The organism is Crystallibacter degradans, assembly GCF_012952295.1.
Taxonomy (GTDB): domain Bacteria; phylum Actinomycetota; class Actinomycetes; order Actinomycetales; family Micrococcaceae; genus Crystallibacter; species Crystallibacter degradans.
This window is the reverse complement of sequence record NZ_JABBCH010000001.1, coordinates 217,860-235,802: the sequence shown is the minus strand read 5'-3', so window position 1 is coordinate 235,802 and position 17,943 is coordinate 217,860. Positions and strand designations below refer to the sequence as shown.

General features: G+C 67.0%; 15 protein-coding genes and 1 pseudogene. 7 read left to right on the top strand and 9 right to left on the bottom strand.

Going from position 1 to position 17,943, the window contains the following annotated elements:
- Nucleotides 1-17: 17 nt before the first annotated feature.
- Complete coding sequence (locus tag HGO92_RS00985; RefSeq protein ID WP_169991056.1) at nucleotides 18-632, bottom strand: carbonic anhydrase; 615 nt, start codon at nucleotides 630-632, stop codon at nucleotides 18-20.
- A 60-nt stretch (nucleotides 633-692) separates the two neighbouring features.
- Nucleotides 693-1,304: a DUF4245 family protein gene (locus HGO92_RS00980; protein WP_169991054.1), complete on the bottom strand. Its 612-nt coding sequence runs from the start codon at nucleotides 1,302-1,304 to the stop codon at nucleotides 693-695.
- A gap of 196 nt (nucleotides 1,305-1,500) precedes the next feature.
- On the opposite strand from HGO92_RS00980, the gene glpX reads away from it, so the two are divergent.
- Nucleotides 1,501-2,538, top strand: a complete 1,038-nt coding sequence (glpX, locus tag HGO92_RS00975) for a class II fructose-bisphosphatase (RefSeq protein WP_169991052.1) — start codon at nucleotides 1,501-1,503, stop codon at nucleotides 2,536-2,538.
- Nucleotides 2,539-2,803: 265 nt separating this feature from the next.
- Here the strand turns inward: glpX and HGO92_RS00970 are convergent, their stop codons facing one another.
- The 5 genes from HGO92_RS00970 to HGO92_RS00950 are packed head-to-tail and all read right to left on the bottom strand — an operon-like array spanning nucleotide 2,804 to nucleotide 8,592.
- Nucleotides 2,804-3,853 carry a lipid II:glycine glycyltransferase FemX gene (locus HGO92_RS00970; protein WP_169991050.1) on the bottom strand — a complete coding sequence of 350 codons (1,050 nt, stop codon included), beginning with the start codon at nucleotides 3,851-3,853 and terminating at the stop codon, nucleotides 2,804-2,806.
- A 32-nt stretch (nucleotides 3,854-3,885) separates the two neighbouring features.
- A complete protein-coding gene (gene manA / locus HGO92_RS00965; RefSeq protein ID WP_139005219.1) occupies nucleotides 3,886-5,160 on the bottom strand; it encodes a mannose-6-phosphate isomerase, class I in 1,275 nt (424 codons plus the stop codon).
- Nucleotides 5,161-5,216: 56 nt separating this feature from the next.
- Complete coding sequence (locus HGO92_RS00960; RefSeq protein ID WP_169991048.1) at nucleotides 5,217-6,893, bottom strand: LCP family protein; 1,677 nt, start codon at nucleotides 6,891-6,893, stop codon at nucleotides 5,217-5,219.
- Nucleotides 6,890-7,402 (bottom strand): 5-(carboxyamino)imidazole ribonucleotide mutase, encoded by a 513-nt coding sequence (purE, locus tag HGO92_RS00955; RefSeq protein WP_074699217.1) that lies wholly within the window; start codon nucleotides 7,400-7,402, stop codon nucleotides 6,890-6,892. The genes HGO92_RS00960 and purE overlap by 4 nt, the downstream gene beginning before the upstream one ends.
- On the bottom strand, nucleotides 7,399-8,592 hold the full coding sequence (locus tag HGO92_RS00950; RefSeq protein ID WP_169991046.1) for a 5-(carboxyamino)imidazole ribonucleotide synthase: 1,194 nt from the start codon (nucleotides 8,590-8,592) through the stop codon (nucleotides 7,399-7,401). Before HGO92_RS00950 ends, purE begins: the two co-directional genes overlap by 4 nt.
- 172 nt (nucleotides 8,593-8,764) lie before the next feature.
- Between HGO92_RS00950 and HGO92_RS00945 the strand changes: the two are divergent.
- Nucleotides 8,765-9,271: pseudogene (locus tag HGO92_RS00945) on the top strand (GtrA family protein); the annotation flags it as partial.
- 185 nt (nucleotides 9,272-9,456) lie between these two features.
- Here HGO92_RS00945 and HGO92_RS00940 read toward each other — a convergent pair.
- Nucleotides 9,457-10,158, bottom strand: a complete 702-nt coding sequence (locus HGO92_RS00940; RefSeq protein ID WP_169991044.1) for a TIGR03089 family protein — start codon at nucleotides 10,156-10,158, stop codon at nucleotides 9,457-9,459.
- Nucleotides 10,159-10,556: 398 nt separating this feature from the next.
- Here HGO92_RS00940 and HGO92_RS24170 point away from each other — a divergent pair, with 398 nt between their 5' ends.
- The 3 genes from HGO92_RS24170 to HGO92_RS00925 all read left to right on the top strand — a co-directional run bounded on the left by HGO92_RS24170 (nucleotide 10,557) and on the right by HGO92_RS00925 (nucleotide 16,575).
- Nucleotides 10,557-11,111, top strand: coding sequence for a WhiB family transcriptional regulator (locus HGO92_RS24170; RefSeq protein WP_139005223.1), 555 nt, complete (start codon nucleotides 10,557-10,559; stop codon nucleotides 11,109-11,111).
- A gap of 116 nt (nucleotides 11,112-11,227) precedes the next feature.
- Nucleotides 11,228-14,737 (top strand): glycosyltransferase family 2 protein, encoded by a 3,510-nt coding sequence (locus tag HGO92_RS00930; RefSeq protein WP_346768805.1) that lies wholly within the window; start codon nucleotides 11,228-11,230, stop codon nucleotides 14,735-14,737.
- A 2-nt stretch (nucleotides 14,738-14,739) separates the two neighbouring features.
- Entirely contained in the window at nucleotides 14,740-16,575 is a 1,836-nt protein-coding gene (locus HGO92_RS00925) for a DUF5719 family protein (RefSeq protein ID WP_205834080.1), read from the top strand.
- 36 nt (nucleotides 16,576-16,611) lie between these two features.
- Here the strand turns inward: HGO92_RS00925 and HGO92_RS00920 are convergent, their stop codons facing one another.
- Nucleotides 16,612-17,103, bottom strand: coding sequence for a metallopeptidase family protein (locus tag HGO92_RS00920; RefSeq protein ID WP_169991042.1), 492 nt, complete (start codon nucleotides 17,101-17,103; stop codon nucleotides 16,612-16,614).
- 90 nt (nucleotides 17,104-17,193) lie between these two features.
- Between HGO92_RS00920 and HGO92_RS00915 the strand changes: the two genes are divergently transcribed.
- Complete coding sequence (locus HGO92_RS00915) at nucleotides 17,194-17,583, top strand: DUF3499 domain-containing protein (RefSeq protein WP_139005225.1); 390 nt, start codon at nucleotides 17,194-17,196, stop codon at nucleotides 17,581-17,583.
- A 104-nt stretch (nucleotides 17,584-17,687) separates the two neighbouring features.
- Nucleotides 17,688-17,942, top strand: coding sequence for a Trm112 family protein (locus tag HGO92_RS00910; protein WP_139005226.1), 255 nt, complete (start codon nucleotides 17,688-17,690; stop codon nucleotides 17,940-17,942).
- Nucleotide 17,943: the final 1 nt, after the last annotated feature.

The following is a 17,943-nucleotide window of genomic DNA, read 5'->3' as shown; positions in this document are numbered from 1 at the left end:
CAGTTTCTCCCACGGCGTTAGAGCGCACCAAATCCTGAGACACACTCTGCCTTGCCATCTGCCAGCCGGTAGGTGACGCCGACCACGGCTACCTTGCCTTCGTCGACAGCCTCGGAGACTGCCCGCGAGCTGTCCAGCAGCCGTTCGGTGGACTGGCGCACATTCTCGATCACCATGTCGTTGACATCCGTGAAGCCGGCGCGCTGCGCGGCCAGCACCGAAGGGGTGATCCGCTCGACGAGGTCACGCAGGCCTCCGCGGGGCATCTCGCCGGTTTCCACGGTGTTCTTCGCCGCAGTGACGGCGCCGCAGCTGTCATGGCCGAGGACCACGATCAGCGGAACGTTGAGCACGTCGACGCCGTATTCGAGTGAACCGATGACGGCATCGCCCAGGACGTGGCCGGCGGTCCGCACCACAAAGGCGTCGCCCAAACCGAGGTCGAAAATGATCTCGGCGGCGAGTCTGGAGTCGGAGCAACCGAAGATGATGGCGAACGGGTGCTGTTCGTTGACCAGTTCGCTGCGGCGGGCGGCGTCTTGGTTCGGGTGGATTGACTCGCCGCTCACGAAACGCGCGTTGCCGTCGATCAGTTTTTGCCAGGCTTGTGCGGGGGAAAGGTTAGTGGTCACCCTGCTTACTTTACTGACGTGAGCGGGATACGCCGTTTCCGTTGCACTGCGTTACGCCGGTTACTTTTCGGCCGGCTCGTTCTCGGCCAATTCCTCCACCACGGCAGTGCCGAGGGTGTCGAACTCGTCAAGGTCGGCGCCGCCGCTGAGGATCACGGTGAAACCGTCCTGCTCAAGCACCAGGTGCTTGCGGTCTTCGCCGCGGTCGCGCAGTTCCCAGCTTTTCCCGCCGGCCTGGCGGTCGCTGGTGATGGGCGCGTTGTCGGTGGTCTGCGCAATCCAGGTGGGATTGGCTTTGTCCGTCTGGGTCAGGGCGATGTGCTGGCCCTTGGGCGTGAGGTAGCCGACCTCCCATGCGGGGACTGCTCCGGTGCCGCCAGTGTTCCAACGGGCATAGTTGGCACGCCACGGCTCGGGCAGTTCGACGGTCAGCGGCTCGTAGCCGGCGGTGGCCGCGGCCTGCGATGCCGTGCCGGAGACGTCAATGTTACGTTCGTAAACCTCGGACTTGCTGGCCGGGTTCAGGAAGAAGATCGGCAGGAAGATCGCGATGGTCAGGCCCAGGGCAATCAGCATGCCGGTCACGGTGGCATTGGCGCGTTTGGCCTGTTTTGCCGTCAGAACCGGGGTAGCTGCAGGTTGGGCTGAATCTTCGGGGCGTACTTCATTCACCCCTCTATCGTCTCTTAAACTACGGCACCCTCGCACCGCCGTCGTGCCTTGAATGGGTTTGGGCTGTGCTGGATAAGTCGGACGTGCCTGTCATCACAGAGTTAGCAGGCGCCCCGGCGACTATGATCAGAAGTACAGGAAAACCGATGCAGTCCCGATCGGAACTGCGCCCAAGCCACTCGAAGATGAGGTTCTCGTGTCCAAAGCCGCACCGGCCGCCCAGTATTCAACGCTTTCCCCGTCCCTGGCTGTCGCCGACGATGGGCCGGACCGCAACCTGGCCCTGGAGCTCGTCCGCGTGACCGAAGCTGCCGCCATCGCCGGCGGCCACTGGGTTGGCTACGGGGATAAAAACACCGCAGACGGCGCCGCCGTGGACGCCATGCGTTCCTTCCTCTCCACCGTGCACTTCAACGGCGTTGTGGTGATCGGCGAGGGCGAAAAAGACGAAGCCCCCATGCTCTACAACGGCGAGAAGGTCGGCGACGGCTCCGGCCCCGAGGTTGACGTGGCCGTGGACCCGATCGACGGCACCCGCCTGACCGCGCTGGGCATCAACAACGCGCTGTCCGTACTGGCCGTGTCCGAGCGCGGCAGCATGTTCGACCCGTCGGCCGTGTTCTACATGGAGAAGCTGATCACCGGTCCCGAGGCCGCCGACCTGGTGGACCTGCGCCTGCCGATCAAGCAGAACCTGCACCTGATCGCCAAGGCCAAGAACAAGAAGGTCAACCAGATCAACGTGATGATCCTCGACCGTGACCGCCACAAGCCGATGGTCGAAGAGATCCGCGCAGCCGGCGCCCGCACCCGGTTCATCATGGACGGCGACGTGGCCGGCGGCATTGCTGCCGCCCGCGAAGGCACGGGCATCGATGTCCTAATGGGCATCGGCGGCACACCGGAGGGCATTGTCACCGCGTGCGCCATCAAGTCCCTGGGCGGCGTCATCCAGGGCCGGCTGTGGCCCACCAACGATGACGAAAAGCAGAAAGCGATCGACGCTGGCCACGACCTGGACCGCGTGCTGACCACCAATGACCTGGTCACCAGCGACAACTGCTACTTCGCCGCCACCGGCATTACCGACGGCGACCTGCTGCGCGGCGTCCGCTACGCACCCAACACGGTGCGCACCCAGTCCATCGTGATGCGCTCCAAGTCCGGCACCATCCGGTTTGTCGACGGCGAGCACCGCGCCGACAAGTGGGAAGGCTACGAGCGCAAGCACTAGGCTCCCGCGGCGCGCTCCCGCGGCGGTCCCGCGCAAGAAAAACCCGCTCCGGCTCAGGCCGGGGCGGGTTTTCTTATGGCCGGCTGGGGGCGCCTGCCGCGTTGCAACCCATGTTCAGGCCTAACGGTCCATGTTTAGGCTTCAAGCAACGTCCTGACTTGGGGCGATGTTTTGGGCGCGTTTTAAACGTGGGCCGCTAGAATCCGCCGAGTGACGGGCCAGCGGACGAGCTGAGGGGCCGGGGAGCCTCCTGAGGGAACCGCGGTCAGCGGCGGAACTTGGCGCGCACCTTGTCCAGCGCCGGACCGGCTGCGGAACGTGCCTTCTCCAGCGCGGGGCCGGCTCCGGTGCGTGCCTTGTGCAGGGCCGGCACTGCGGTATCGCGCAGCTTGCGGGCCAGGCCGTAGGCGGAGTACATCAGCTTGTTGACCGGCAGGTCCCAGGAGCCCGGGTAAGCCACCTCGAAGCCGCCGAACGAGCGCTTGAAGCGGGAGAAGCCGGCCCAGGCATGGTCCGGTTCGTCCTCGGGGGAAACGCCCCACATATCGAAGCGGGTCATGCCAGAGGCCTTGGCGTCCATCATCATGGTGACCACCAGCGGGATGCCCGCGTTGAGCTTTCGGTAGGTGTCGTCGGAGGCCGCATGGGCGTAGACGCGCGTAGTCTCCGTGTCGTAGGACAGGGCCGCGGCGATCGGAGTGCCCTCCAGCTTGGCGATGAAAAGCTTGGCATTGCCGGCCGGGACCAGGGCCTCGGCGGCGCGGGTGAGGTAGTCATCGGACTGCGCCTTGAAGTCGGCCCGCTCCGACACGTCATGCAGGAAGCCCAGCAGGATGGAGATGTCCTTCGGATCGGTGGAGATCTCGAAGGTCACGCCCTTCTTGTGGATATTCCGGTAGAGGTTCCGGCTGGTGCTGCGCATGTCGGCCAGGATCTTGTCTTCGTCCTGGGTCAGATCCACCATCCAGGTCAGGTGCGGCTGGACGTCGGTGGGCGCCTTGACGAGTCCCAGTCCTGCCAGCTCGGCCTCGGCGTCGGTGCCTGGGCCGGAGGCCAGACCCGAGTGGATCGGTTCCACGCGCACGTAGTGGGCGCCCTCGGCCTTTGCCAGCGCGGCCAGGGCGTCGAGCGCGCGGGTCAGGGCCTGCTTGTCCTCGGCGGCGGGTCCGTACGGCACGTAGAGGTAACTGCCCAGCGGGGTCTTCTCGTGGATGGCCAGAAAGGAATAGCCGTCCCCGGTGGACTCGAAGACTTTCTTCCCGAGACTGCGCTGGAACTCGGCCCAGGCGGCGGACTGCAGGATGGAGGAACTCATGCGTCGATATCCGTTCGTTGATTCACTGAACTTCATAGACTTTCATAAAACTCGGCGAATTCGCTGGCATTACCTGCGCAGGTGACCGCGAAAAGGACGGCGGGGGAGTCCGTGTTGAGCACCGGATGGACCAGCACGGGCTGTTCCGAAGCCGGGATGAACGCCGAATCTCCGCGGTGCAGGGTCAGATCCGTAACGGGCGAGTCCAGCAGTGCGCTGCCGCTGACGGCCAGCACCACAACGGGACCATGCTGGGCCAGCGGTACGGGCGTGTCGCCGTCGTTAATCTCGATGCGCTGGAGCTGGAACTCGGCGAACGGTGGGCAGTAGAGTTCCTGGCCGGCGTCCGTCAGCTTCCGTTCCACCCGGGGAGGCTCGATCGGGCGGAAATCCGTGATCTTGAGCAGCTCGGGGATGTTGATGTGCTTCGGGGTCAGCCCGCCGCGGAGCACGTTGTCGCTGGTGGCCATGACCTCGATGCCGAGGCCGCGCAGGTAGGCATGCACATTGCCGGCCGGCAGGCTCAGGGCCTGGCCCGGCTGCAGCGTGGTCAGGTTCAGCAGCAGCGAAATCAGCGTGCCCGGGTCCTGCGGGTAGAGCTCGGCCAGCCAGCGTACCGCGGCGAATTCCGGCCCGGTTTGCTCTTCGGGGACGGCCGCCAGCACCGCGGCCGTGTTGTCGACCAAGGCAGCGGACTCGGCGCCGCCTTCGAGCAGTGTCACGAAGGCGCCGCGGATGGCCGCAGATTCATCCGGGCCCTCGAGCGACTTGATCACCCGTTCCAGCAGGGCGGTGTCCGCGTCCGCGGCACTGAGCTTGCCATGGAGTCCACGGAAAAACCGGACGGAATCCTGCGGGTGCCGGAAGCCGCACAGGGCCTGGAACTCAGTCAGGGCGAAGAGCATTTCCGGCTTGTGGTTGTCGTCGCGGTAGCTGCGTTCGGGGGATGACAGCGGGACCTTGGCGGCGTTCTCGGCCGCGAAGCCCTGGCGTGCCTGCTCCAGCGTGGGGTGGACCTGCAGGGAGAGCGCCTCATCGGCGGCCAGGACCTTGGTCAAGAACGGCAGCTTGGCGCCGAACAGGGCGAGCGCGTTCTCGCCGAGCGCCAACCCGGGGCCGTCGTCAATGAAGTCCGTGAGGGGCTGCTCGTCGCCGTCGGGCAAATGGATCGACGACGGCGAGTCCGGGTGGGCTCCGATCCACAATTCCGCCTCGGGGCTGCCCGAGGGTTCGCGGCCGAACAACTCGGCAATCGCCGTCGGCGATCCCCAGGCATAGGGTCGCAGAACATTGGTCAGCCGGTACATTGTGGAGCCTCTTCTCTATGCAGGTACCTGAACGTGCTGATGCGGCGTCTTCGATGCTAGGGCACCGAGCATTCCCCGTTCCCGCGCACGATCGACGAAAGCGTTGCCGAGTCGCCGATGACGGCCAGCTGTTGCAGGTACTCCTCGGTGATCTCCGGAGTCTGTTCAGCCGGTGTCTCGGCCGGGGCGGCTTCGGCGCCGCCGTCGTTAGCCGAAGTGTCCTCTGCGGTGCCGCCCGAATCCGCGCCGCCGTCGTTGTTTTCGCCGGCGCCGGAATCCGAACCGCTGTCCGGCTTGGAGCCCGCGTCGCCGCCAGCTTCCTTAGTCTCCTCTTCCTGGATGAACATTTCCTGAACACGAGGGTGGATCTGGCTGAAGTCCGGGAAGGTGACGAAGTTGTCCGAGGGGGTGCCGAAGTCCGGTGGGCCGATGGTCAGCCGCTTGATCTTCTGCCCCTTGGCGTCTGCCGCCAGGGATACGAAGCTGCCGAGCTGTTCGCTGGGAATGTCCGTCTCCACGACCTCTTCGCCGGCGGAGGCCAGCTGCTGGAAGCGGGTCAGCACGGTGGCAGGGTCAAGCTGCTTGACCATCGCGGACATCACGCACTGCTGGCGCTGCACGCGGTCATAGTCGGTGGCGAATTCGCGCGAGCGGGCGTACCAAAGCGCGTGGTAGCCGTCCAGCTCCTGCACGCCGGGGGCGATCCAGCCCTTCGGCGGGTAGTGCTGGTTGGTGCCGGGGATGGTGCGGTCAGAGATGGGCACCCAGCCGCCAGCGTCCACGGTGATGCCGCCCATGGCGTCCACGAGGGCCTCGAAGCCGCCCATGTCCACCAGCGCGTAAGCCTGGATTTCGATGCCGAGGATTCCGCTGACCGCATCCTTCATGGCCTCGGCGCCCGGGTTTTTGGCGTCCGGGTAGAGGTCCGCATGGTTCTGCTCCACGTCCACGTAGAGTGCGTTGATGATGCACTCGTCGCCGCAGTTGAAGCCCTCCGGGTAGACCGCGTGCATCGGCGAGTCCTCCGGGAACGGGGCGTTCTGGAAGTTGCGCGGGATGCCGAACATGACGGTCTGGCCGGTCTTGGCGTCCACGCTCACCACCTGGATGCTGTCCGGGCGCAGGCCCACACGGCCCGCTCCGGCGTCGCCGCCCATCAGCAGGAAGTTGTAGCGCCCGTCCACCGGATCGAAAGCCGGGCGGGTCTCGAAGATGGTGCCCAGCGTGCTGCGTCCCACGTTCATCAGGTAGGCGCCGTAGCCCAGCGTGCCGGTGGTCAGCGCCATCAGCGCCACCAGGCAGACCGCCACAATGGGACGCATGCCCGGCGCGAGCAGGCCGGGACGGATGATCCGCAGCGTGTCCAGGAACAGGAACCCCCAGAACAGCGCCAGCGCCGCCAGCACAATGACCAGTATTAGCGAGCCCCAGGGGTGGGTGGCGATGTTGACCAGCGTCGGCCAATTCACCAAGGCCACGATGCCCGCGGCGATCAGCAGCGCCCACACGGTAAAGGTCACCCGCAGCGCTTTGTGGCCGAGACTGCGGTTGCCCGCCACCAGCTGCGCGCTGCCCGGGATGAACAGGGTCAGCAGCAGCAGGATGAACGCGCGCTTGGTCCGGACCGGGGCGGGCGCGCTCTGCGGGTAGCGGACCGGATCGGTGACGCCGTAGCCATCGTCGCCGCGATTGCCGCGGCGCGGACTGTCCTGTGGGGCGATGCGCGGCGTCATGACAATTTTGCCCGCAGGGCTTCACCCTTGTCGTACGCGCTTTGGCGCAGCTCAGCGGCGAAGTCGGCCAGCTGCGGCTGCAGCCGGGCGGCAAGGTCATCGGTTCCGGCGGCCAGCATCCGGACCGCCAGCAGCCCGGCGTTGCGGGCACCGCCGATCGAGACCGTGGCCACGGGAACGCCGGCGGGCATCTGCACGATGGACAGCAGCGAATCCATGCCGTCCAGCATCTTCAGCGGCACCGGGACACCGATGACCGGCAGCGTAGTGACCGATGCCAGCATGCCCGGCAGGTGCGCGGCGCCCCCGGCCCCGGCGATGATAGCGCGCAGCCCGCGGCCCTGGGCCTCCTTGCCGTAGCGGATCATGTCCTCGGGCATGCGGTGCGCGGAGACCACATCGGCCTCGTACGGGATGCCGAATTCTTCCAGCGCCGCGGCTGCAGCCTGCATGACGGGCCAGTCCGAATCGGAGCCCATTACGACGCCGACAATCGGGTTTTCGCTCATAAGTTGCCTTCCTGCGGGTCTGCCCCGGCGCGCTGCGGGTCTACCCCGTCGCGGATGATCGCGGCCACCCTTGCGGCCTTGGTGCGCAGCACGTCTACGTCCGAAGCGTGCCGGCCCACCACATTAACATGTCCGATTTTGCGGCCCGGACGCACCGACTTGCCGTAGCCGTGGACCTTGACGTCCGGTTCGGCCGCCAGCGCCTGCGGGTAGGCGCCGAACAGATCCGTGTTGGCTCCGCCCAGGTAATTCTTCATAACGACGACGGCGCCCAGTGCCGCCGTATCGCCCAGCGGCAGGTCCAGGACCGCGCGCAGGTGCTGCTCGAACTGGCTGGTCACGCAGCCGTCCATCGTCCAGTGGCCGGTGTTGTGCGGGCGCATGGCCAGCTCGTTGATGACGAAGCCCTGGCCCTGGCCGGGGGTCTCGAACAGTTCGGCGGCCATCACGCCGGTGACGCCGAGCTCCTCGGCGAGGCGCAGCGCGGCCTGCTGGGCGGCCTCGGCCACCTCGGCGGAAAGTTCCTGGGCCGGGGCGATGACCTCGTCGCAGACGCCGTCCACCTGGATGGTGTGGGCCACCGGCCAGGCCTTGGCTTCGCCGGAAGGCGTGCGTGCCACCAGCGCGGAGAGCTCGCGGCTGAAGTCCACCTTGTCCTCGGCCAGCAGCGGTGTCCCGGTGAACCAGTCAGCGGCAGCCGCGGCAGCGCCGGCGTCGTCAATCATGCGCACGCCCTTGCCGTCATAGCCGCCGCGCGGAGTCTTGAGCACCACAGGCCAGCCCGTCTGCTCGCCGAACGCGACCAGCTCCTCGACGGTGGAAACCGCTGCCCAGGCCGGGTTGGGCAGGCCGAGCTTTTCGACGACGCCGCGCATGATGAGCTTGTCCTGTGCGTGGATCAGGGCATCCGGTTGCGGCTGGACATTGACACCCTCGCCGATCAGGGTTTGCAGGTGCTCGGTGGGGACGTGTTCGTGGTCGAAGGTCATCACATCCAGGCCCTGGGCGAACTGGCGCAGCGTGTCCAGATCCTTGTAGTCGCCGACCGGAGCGTTGGCCACGGCCGCGACCGCGGAGACGTCTTCTGCCTCGGCCAGGACACGGAGTTCGAAGCCAAGGGCTACTGCACAGGGGGCCATCATGCGGGCTAGCTGGCCGCCGCCAACAACGCCAATTACTGGGAAAGTCACGTAGTTAGCGTACCGAACCACATCCCCGATAGCCCTATCCCCGGCCGTGCGGCACTGCTAACCTTCGCTGACCCGGCCCGATGTCCTAGGAAACATTCAGCCGCCCGACTTAGAATGGGGCCTCGGTGCCATCCGGTGCTGCCCGTTGAGGAAAAGGATCCCGCTGAAGCTCATGCAGATAACGATCGCCGACCGCATCCGGGGCCTGATCTCCCTGTTCTGGCGGGAGGTGGCGAAGTTCGGGACCGTCGGCGGCGTGGCTTTCGTCATCGACAACGGCCTCTACTGGTGGCTGATCAACGGCCCCATGTCGGACAGCGAGGTCAAGGCGCGCCTGGTTTCGGCGTCGGTGGCCACACTGTTTTCCTGGGTGGCCAACCGCTACTGGACGTTCCGCGACCGGCGCCAGCCCAACCCCGTCCGCGAACTGATCATGTTTGTAGTGATTAACGTCATCGGCATGCTCATTTCGGCCGGGTGTGTCTGGATCGCCAAGTACCCGCTGGACATCGAAGGCCGTACCGAGCTGCTCATCGCCGGCATCTTCGGCACCGTGGTCGCCACGGTCATGCGCTTCTTTGCCTACCGCTTCTTGGTCTTCAATGCCGAACTGGATGCCGAGCCGGAGTTTGCGCACGACCACGAGATCTTCGAGCACGAGCATGCCGGTGCAGGGCATGACCGCGTTGAAGAACGCGGCGGCCGCGGGCACGGCGGAGCTGCAGGCGGCGGAACCGCGACCGGTGGAATCAGCCCAAGCGAGAATGAGCGTCGCGGATTCAGCTCTGACGATCAGTCACGCGACAGCCAGGCCCGCGATGGACACGTGGCCGGCCCCGGCCCCCGGCGCCCCCAGCCGCCGATCTAGAGCTGCTCGGTGATCCGTTCGTTGGCCACCAGCTTCGCCGTGTCGTGCACCGACTGGTGGCACAGCACCACGGTTCCGCCGCCGAGCCAGGTGGCCACGGCCTCGGTCAAGGTGGTGAACCAGTCCGACTTCGTGGGAATCAGGATGTTGCGGCTGACAGGCTCGCGGTGCAGCAGCGCATCAAAGGTGAGCGAGCCGCCGTCGTACTCCAAGGCCGTTGCCGAGTTCTCGGCCGAGCCCATCCCCATAAACACGTCGCCGTAGGAACGCACTTCGGCCGCGTAATCCAGCACGCCCTCGGGCAGCGCACCCGGCCAGCCCAGCGCCAGCGCGCCCTCGGCCACAGCAACCTGGTACGCCGGGCCGCCGCCCAGCCGGTCCAACTCATTGCTTACGACGACGTCGGGCTCCGTGCCGCCGTCTCCGGCTGCGTCCACGGTCAGCGTGGCGCCGGTCTGCCAGCCGGCCAGCGCCCACACCACGGACCGCCAATGCGGCGGCATGGCCAGCCGGATGACCGTCCCGGGCTCGGCGTCCAGTTCCTCCGAGAGCAGGTTCGCCGTCTTCGCAACCCAGTTGTCCAGCACCCGGCCGGAGAGCTCCACTCGTTCGCCATCCGGGCCGTACCAGATGAGCGCGGGGGAGGAGTCCGGGCGCAGGACTGCCAGCAGTTGGTCGATGGTGCTCACTGAATGCACGGGTGCTCCTGAAGGTGGGTAGGTGCGGTTGGGCTTGCTTCCAGCGTATCCGCAGGCACTCGAGCGGGCATCGGGGCGGGACTGCTTCACCGCCCGCTTTCCACAAATCACATCCGCCCCGCTGACACCACAAGCCACGAGTAGTAAATTGGGCTGCAGCTTGCGTATTCCTTGAGCTGACGGGCCTTCCGGCGCGCCGGGCAAACCCACCCACGCTTTCGGGCGTGGCGTACACGCTTTTTTGCCGTCGGAGTCGATAAGATTCCCGCTTTGGCTTGACTTGCACGACTTACACCAATGTAATTAGGTATCGGATTTGTAACAGCAATGAAGACGCAGCGGCTGTTCAGGCCATTGCATTTCTGGCACACGCTGGGACAACGACACCGGGAGGGCTCATGGGGCAGGCAGAGCGTATAACGGACCGTACGGAATTAGAGGCACAGGCTTCAATCCGGTACGGTTCCCGCGGCGTACCAGCGGACTGGTATGTGGATCCGGCTGATCCCGCAGCCGCAGAGCGCTACCACGAAACAAGCCAGCAGTCTCTGGAAAACCAGGCCACCGCATTCCTCGCCGCGCATCAGGCACTTGCTGCCGATGTCGAGGATCTGCAGGCCGACGAAACACACGAAGTGGCCGCGCCGCGCATGCTGCATGAGGTCGCGCCGCCGAAGGAACAGCCCGTCTGGATCGGTCTGCCCGGATTCGGTTCGGACTTTGACGATGAGGGCGAGCTGGGCTGGCAGGCGGATGCCTTGTGCGCCCAGACGGACCCGGAGGCGTTCTTCCCCGAAAAGGGCGGCTCAACCCGGGATGCCAAGAAGGTCTGCGGAGCGTGCACCGTGCGCGCCCAGTGCCTGGAGTATGCCCTGGCCAATGACGAACGCTTTGGAATCTGGGGCGGTCTTTCGGAGCGCGAGCGCCGACGCCTGAGGAAGCGGGCAGTCTAATTCACCAGCAAGTTCGCGTTACCGCCGTTGTAGTCGCCCACAACGGCGCCGAATACCTGTCCGAGACGCTCGCTGCCCTCAACGCGCAAACCCGGCCGGCTGACTTCCATATTGGCGTGGACACCGGCTCCACCGACACCTCGGTTTCGCTTCTGGAACAGACCTTGCCGGCGGGCAGTCCCGTGGTCAAGACCTCTGCGCGGGCCGGATTCGGCACGGCGGTGCGCGTTGCCCTGGACGAGCTCAAGAACCAGAAGAACGACGACGGCGTGCCGACCTCCGTTGCGCCTGCCCTCTCCGTTCCGTCCCCGGCTTCGGGCCAGGCGGACGAGTTGGCCGAGGCTTCCCGCCCGGCCGCCACAGGCCGGGGGGATTCCCATGCTGCGGCGGGGACTGCCGGCGGCGCCGCTACACGCCCAACCGCTTCCGGCGCTACCGCTCCCGCGGCCATGGCTGCTGCCGGCGGCCGCGTGCAGGAATGGGTGTGGCTGCTGCATGATGACTCCGCGCCGGAACCGGATGCGCTGGAAGAACTGCTGCTCGCCGTGGAGACCGCGCCGTCGGTGACCATCGCCGGCTGCAAGCAGGTGGACTGGGAGAGTCCGCGCAAGCTGATCGACGTCGGGCTGACGGTAACGCGCGGCGCCGAACGGCTGACCATGATCGACCTGGACGAGATGGACCAGGGCCAGTACAACGGCCGCAGCGACTTCTTCGCCGTGAACTCCGCGGGCATGCTCATCCGCCGCGATGCGTTCGAGGAACTGGGAGGGTTCGACCCGGCGCTGCCCGGCATCGGCGACGACGTAGACCTCTGCTGGCGCAACAGGCTTGCCGGCAACCGCGTAGTCGTGGTGCCGACGGCGACAATGCGGCATGCGACCTCACGCGGCAACCCGCATGCTGCGGCCATGGCAGCCCGGCGCTCCCAGATCCACCTGCGGCTCAAGCACGCGGCGTGGTGGCAATTACCCCTCCTGTGGATCGGTACGCTGCTCGGCGGTTTCTTCAGCTTCATTATCAGCACCGTTGCCAAGGACCCCGGACACGGCCTGCGGCAACTCCTGGCCACGCTGTCCGCCCTGTTCCGGCCGCGGGAATTCCTGCAGGCGCGCAAGCAGGCCGGCGCTACCCGCAGGTCATCCAGAAGCATCATCAAGCCGCTGATGGTCAAGCGGCAGGATGTTTTCGCCTACCGCCGCTCGCTGATGGAATCCGTCAGCGCCGAGCATGTGCTCGGGGACGGTACGGGCACCGACACCACCGGCAGCTACGAACCCACGGGTGGTTCGGACGAATTCGCGTCCATGGCCTCGCCGCTGCGGACCTGGGTAGGCACCGGCGCCGTGGTTGCCACCCTGGTGCTGGCGCTCGTGTCCATCATCGGCATGTTCGGCTTCCTCGGCGTTCCGGCGCTGGCCGGCGGCGCCCTGCTTCCGGTCTCCGCGGATCTGGCCGAGATCTGGCACAACGCCTCCGCCTGGTGGATCAGTCTCGGCTCGGGCCTGCCCGGCCACGGCGACCCGTTCGGCTATGTGCTGGCCGTACTGGCAATCCTCGCGCTGGGCAACGGCTCCGCCGCGGTCCTCACCCTGATCCTGCTGGCGATGCCGCTGGCCGGTCTCGCCGCGTGGGTGGCGGCCGGTGCCTTCACCCAGCGCCGCTCGCTGCGCTTGTGGGCCGCTTTCTTCTGGGCCAGCCTGCCGGTTCTCCAGGTGGCCCTCGGCTCCGGCCGGCTCGGCGCGCTGATCGCCCATCTGATGATTCCGTGGGCCGTGCTGGGGCTGGTCCGCGCAACCGGCTCCGCGGTACAGCGGCTGAATCCGGATCCGCTCAAGCCGCGGCCCGAGGTCATCCACAAGCCGGGCATCAACGGCATTCCATCCTGGACCGCTGCCGCTGCCGCAGGTCTCTGCCTGGCCGTCATCACCGCTTCCGCTCCGGCACTGCTGCCGGTCTTTATCATTTTCGTCGGCATTATTTGCCTCAAGCGCGGCCGGCGCGCCAAAACCGTGTGGTGGTCGCTGGTGCCGCCCCTGGTACTCGCCCTGCCGATGCTCCTGACTTCGATGGACAACCCTCGGGCACTGCTCGGCGACCCGGGCGTGCCGCTGTCCTTCGACGGCGCCCCGCTCTGGCAGCAGATCATGGGCTTCCCCGTGGCGTTCGACACCTTCGCCGGTCTGAGTGCCTTCGGCTTCCTCGAGTCGCTGGGCCAAGGCCCATGGGCACTGGTCTTCGCACTGCTCACCGGCGTGCCGATGCTGGTGCTGGCCGCCGTCGGCGTGCTGCTGCCCGGCAGCAGCGCCGGCGTTGCCAGGTTGTCCTGGCTGGGCGCGATCGTGACTCTGGCCGCCAGCTGGGTCTCCGCCATGATCGCCACCGCAATCGCCCCGGGTGCCATGGTGCCTGCGTTCACCGGCCCGTTCGTTTCGCTGGCGCTGTTCCTGCTCCTGGCCGCGGCCCTGGTCGGCGGGGACAGCGGCGTGCAGCGCCTGCACACCCTGAACGAGCCGCGGAAGGAACGCAAAGGTGCCTTCCGCGCCATAGCCGTTGCCGCCGTCGTTGTTCTGGCTGCCGGCCCGGTGCTGAATCTGGCGCACTGGCTCCTGCCGCAGCTGATCGCCGAGGAAACCGTTGCCGCCGAAGGGCGCGCCCTGACCGACTTCGGCGCTGAAATGCAGCTCGAGCCGGGCCAGGCGCGGATCCTTCCGGCCACGGCCACGGACCGGGGTACCGGGCCCGAACGCACCCGCTCGCTGGTGCTGAGCAGCGAGAGCGGTTCGATCAGCGCCGCCGTGATGCACAGCGGCGGGACCACCATGGATCAGCTGTCCCCGATCTACGCGGCCCGGTCCATTACCGGTGGCCTCTTCGACGCTGAACGGCGGGAGGACGACGACGCCACCGCGGCCGCACGGAACGCGGTCGCCGTGATCGCCGCCGGCACCGGAGTGGATCCGCGGGAGGAACTGGCACGGCTCGGCGTCGGCTTCGTGGTGCTGCAGCAGACGGACAGCTCCGCCGAACTGCTGGCCAACAGGATCGACGCCGTGCCCGGGCTCAGCGCCGTGGGACGCACGGATTCGGGCTGGCTGTGGCGCGTAGTTCCGGACCGGAGCGGCGAAGACGACACCAGCAGCACGCTGACCAGCCGCGTGCGCGTGATCGACAGTACGGGAGCGCTGCTGCAGACGGTGCCGTCTTCCTGGACCAGCGCCGGAACCACCATTCCCGAAGGCAATGCCGGACGCATGGTGGTCCTGGCCGAACGGATGAACCCGGGCTGGACTGCAACCCTTAACGGCCAGCCGCTCGAGCAGGCAGAGAACGGCTGGGCGCAGGCGTTCAAGGTGCCCGAAACCGGCGGCGAACTGCGGATCAGCTACACCAACCCGTGGGGCATTTGGGTAGCCATTGTGCAGATCATCTTCCTCGGCATCACCGTCCTGCTGGCCATCCCGATCCCGTCCCGGCAGCGCTTCGTGCCCCGGCGGGTCGACCACATCAGAACCACCGGCACGGACAGCAGCCCCGAAGAACTGCGGATCGCCGCACACGAGATCGACCGCGCCGACAGTCACCACGCCGACGCGGCACCTGCCACGGCAGGGAAGGAACCGTAGCCATGGCAGACACACCTGACAACCAGCCCGACGAGCACTCCGCCCCTGCGGATCCGCAGGACGCTGTGCCCGGCAAGGCCAAACGCGGGACCCGCAAGGGACGCCGCGCGGCGAGGGCTGCCAAGGCTGAAGCAGCCGCGGCAGCAAAGTCATCGGCTGCAAATTCGTCCCCGGCAACCAAGAAGGCTGCGGCTCCCGCTGCCGGTACGACGGCGGACGCAACGCCGCGCCCGGACAGCCGGGAAGACAATCCTGCAGTCGGGAAGAAGAACGGCCGCCTGGTTGGCCTTGCCGCCGGGCTGGGCATCCTCGTTCTCGGCACCGGTGGCGTCGTAGCCGGCAGCGTCATGCAGCCGCCGCGGGCTGCCGCCGAACTGCCGCCGGTTTCGGCTGCCGTTCCGGCGGGCGAGTACACCGGCGTCTGCCCCGAGCCGTTGAAACTCCTGGACAGCTCGGCCGAAGAGGTGGATCCCGAGTTCAGCCCTCTCTCCACGACGGCGGAAACCCGGGCACGCGCCGTCGTACTTAGTGATTTGGGCGGAACGGTGCCGGGCAGCGCACTGTATGAACTCGGCTCCGACTCTCCGCTGCGCGAAATCGCGGAGTTCACCGGTGAGGCCGGCAGCACCGGCCGAAGCGAAGCGGGGGAGACCAAGGTCCTGGCCGAAGTGGTGCCGAGCCAGGACACTTCCGCGGCTACCGTGCTGACGGTGGAGCCGATGGGGCAGCAGCACCCGCAGGCGGGGGCGACCATGACCTACACCGCCGAGGACGGTGACCTGCGCGGTTTGGCCGCGGCCAACTGCATGACGCCATCGAACGATTTCTGGCTGCTCGGCGCCTCCACCACGGTGGGCAGCAGCGCCGTGCTGAACCTGTACAACGCCACCGAATCCGCGTCCACGGTGGACCTGGAACTAGTCGGCGCCGAAGGGCCGATCCAGGCCGCCGGCAGCCGCGGGCTGCTCATCGCCCCGGGCGAATCGAAGTCCATTGTGCTGGCGGGCCTGGCCGCCAACCAGGAATCGCTGGCCGTGCATGTCAGTTCCTCCGGCGGTCCGATTGTCGGGACCATCCAGCAGAGCATCCTGCGCGAACTGACCCCTGGCGGCGTGGAACTGCTGCAGCCGTCGGCCGGCGCGGGCCTGAGCCAGGTGCTCACCGGGATTGCCGTGCAGGACGAAAAAACTGCGCAGCAGATCCGCGGGCAGGCCGGGTACGAGAATGCCTCGCCTGCGCTGAACGTTGTGGTTCCGGGCGCCAGTGACGCCACGGTTCAAGTACGGGTTTTCGGTCCGAAGGGCCAGGTGGCCCTTCCCGGCGGGGGAGTGTTCAACGCGGCGGCGGGAACGGTGTCGGCTATCCCGCTCGACTCGCTTCCGCAGGGAACGTACTCGGTGGAAGTGACCTCGGACGTCTCCGTGGTGGCTTCGGCACGGGTGAGCCGGGGCACGGGCGAGGGCGACCCCGTCGATTTCGGCTGGGCTCCGTCCACCGACCGGTTGGGCAGCGAACACCTGGCCCTCGTGCCCGGCGGCGTCAGCTCCCGGTTCTCCTTCATCGCCCCGGAAGGCAACGCAAAGGTCAGCGTGACGCCGATCAGCGCGAACGGCCGGCTCGGCACCGAGCGGGTGGTCGATGTGCCGGGCGGAAGCACCGTCTCGCTGGATCCGAAGGCCAACGGTGCGGATCCGGCGGCCCTCCTGATCGGCGCCACCGGGGATCCGGTCTACGGTTCGCAGGTGGTCTTCAACGGCAGCTCGCCGAACATCTCGGTGCTGCCTGTTCCGCCTGGAACGCAGGGCCGGCAGAGCGTGCCGGTCTTCCTGGGCTACTGAGCCGGCTGGCCTGCTGAGGCAGTTGGGCCGACTGGGTCAGGAGCGGGTGCGGCCGTAGCTGGGGTCAACGGCCTCGGGCGCCATGCCGAGCAGCTCGGCGGCTTGCTCCACCACGACGTCGTGAACCAGTTCCGGCAGCTCCTCCCTGCTGTCCGCCTCCCGTTCCACCGGACGCCGGAAGACAGTAACGACGGCGGGCCGTCCCGGAGCCGCAGGAGTGAAGCTGCCAAGGGGCGCGGGGCCGCCTGCAGCAACCAGTTCCTCCAGGTTCGGCGGGATTTCGGCGACCACGAATTGGGTGGCTTCGATGGGGTCCCCCCACAAATAGTGAAGCCGTTCCGCGGAGTCCGAGACCCAGCCTTCAAAGCGTTCTTCCCGGGTGCGGTTGCCCGGCAGGTGGGCGGGCAGAAGCTCACCGCGCAGTCCGCGCCCATGGCGGTTCCGCCGTCGTTTTTCGAACGGCTTTGATTTGCCGCCGGACTGCGCTGCATCACTCAGCCTGACATTGAGCGATGGTCCGTTTTTCATATATTGACTCTAATCCTGTGCGCCGCCAAAAGCACGGCGAAGCGTGCCGTTGCACGTTCTTCAGGCCTGAGGCGGGTAGGATGCATAGTCGTGGGATCCATACGCCAATGTTCACGCTCGGCCTGTCAACGGTCGGCCATCGCTACTTTGACGTACGTGTATGCCGATTCCACGGCTGTCCTCGGGCCGCTGGCCACTTATGCCGAACCGCACTGCTACGACCTGTGCGCCGAGCACGCGGAGCGGCTGACCGTACCGCGCGGCTGGGAAGTCATGCGGCTGGCCCTGCCCGAGCAGCCTCCGGTCCCGAACACCGATGACCTGATGGCCCTGGCCAAGGCGGTCCGCGAGGCAGGAACCGTGCCCGCCGGTCCGGACGAAGCTCCGGCCCAGCGCGGCCTGCGCGAACCGATCGAGCCGCCGGCCGAGCCCGGCGGAGCCCGCCGCGGTCACCTGCGCATTCTGCGCGGACAGCAGTAGGGCGATAACCTGAAGTGAAGAAATCCGCGCCGCCGGCCAGCCCGGGCCGTCTGCGTGCCGGTATGTCCTGACGCCAGGATCACAGGATCAAAGGAACTATCACCATGGCACATCTTTCCCCTGAATTGCTTGCCGTCCTGCGCTGTCCGGTGACCGGCTCGTCGCTGGTACAGGAAGGCGAGGAACTGGTTTCCAGCGCGAAGGACGCCAGCGGCCGGCAGCTGCGCTACCGCATCGACGAGGGCATCCCCGTCCTGCTTCCGCCGGCGCTGCAGGAAGCCGGCCAGGCCGGCGCCCAGCCCGCCAAAGAGCAGCCCGCCACCGACAATTCCCCGAATACCCCGGCAACCGACGCCTAAC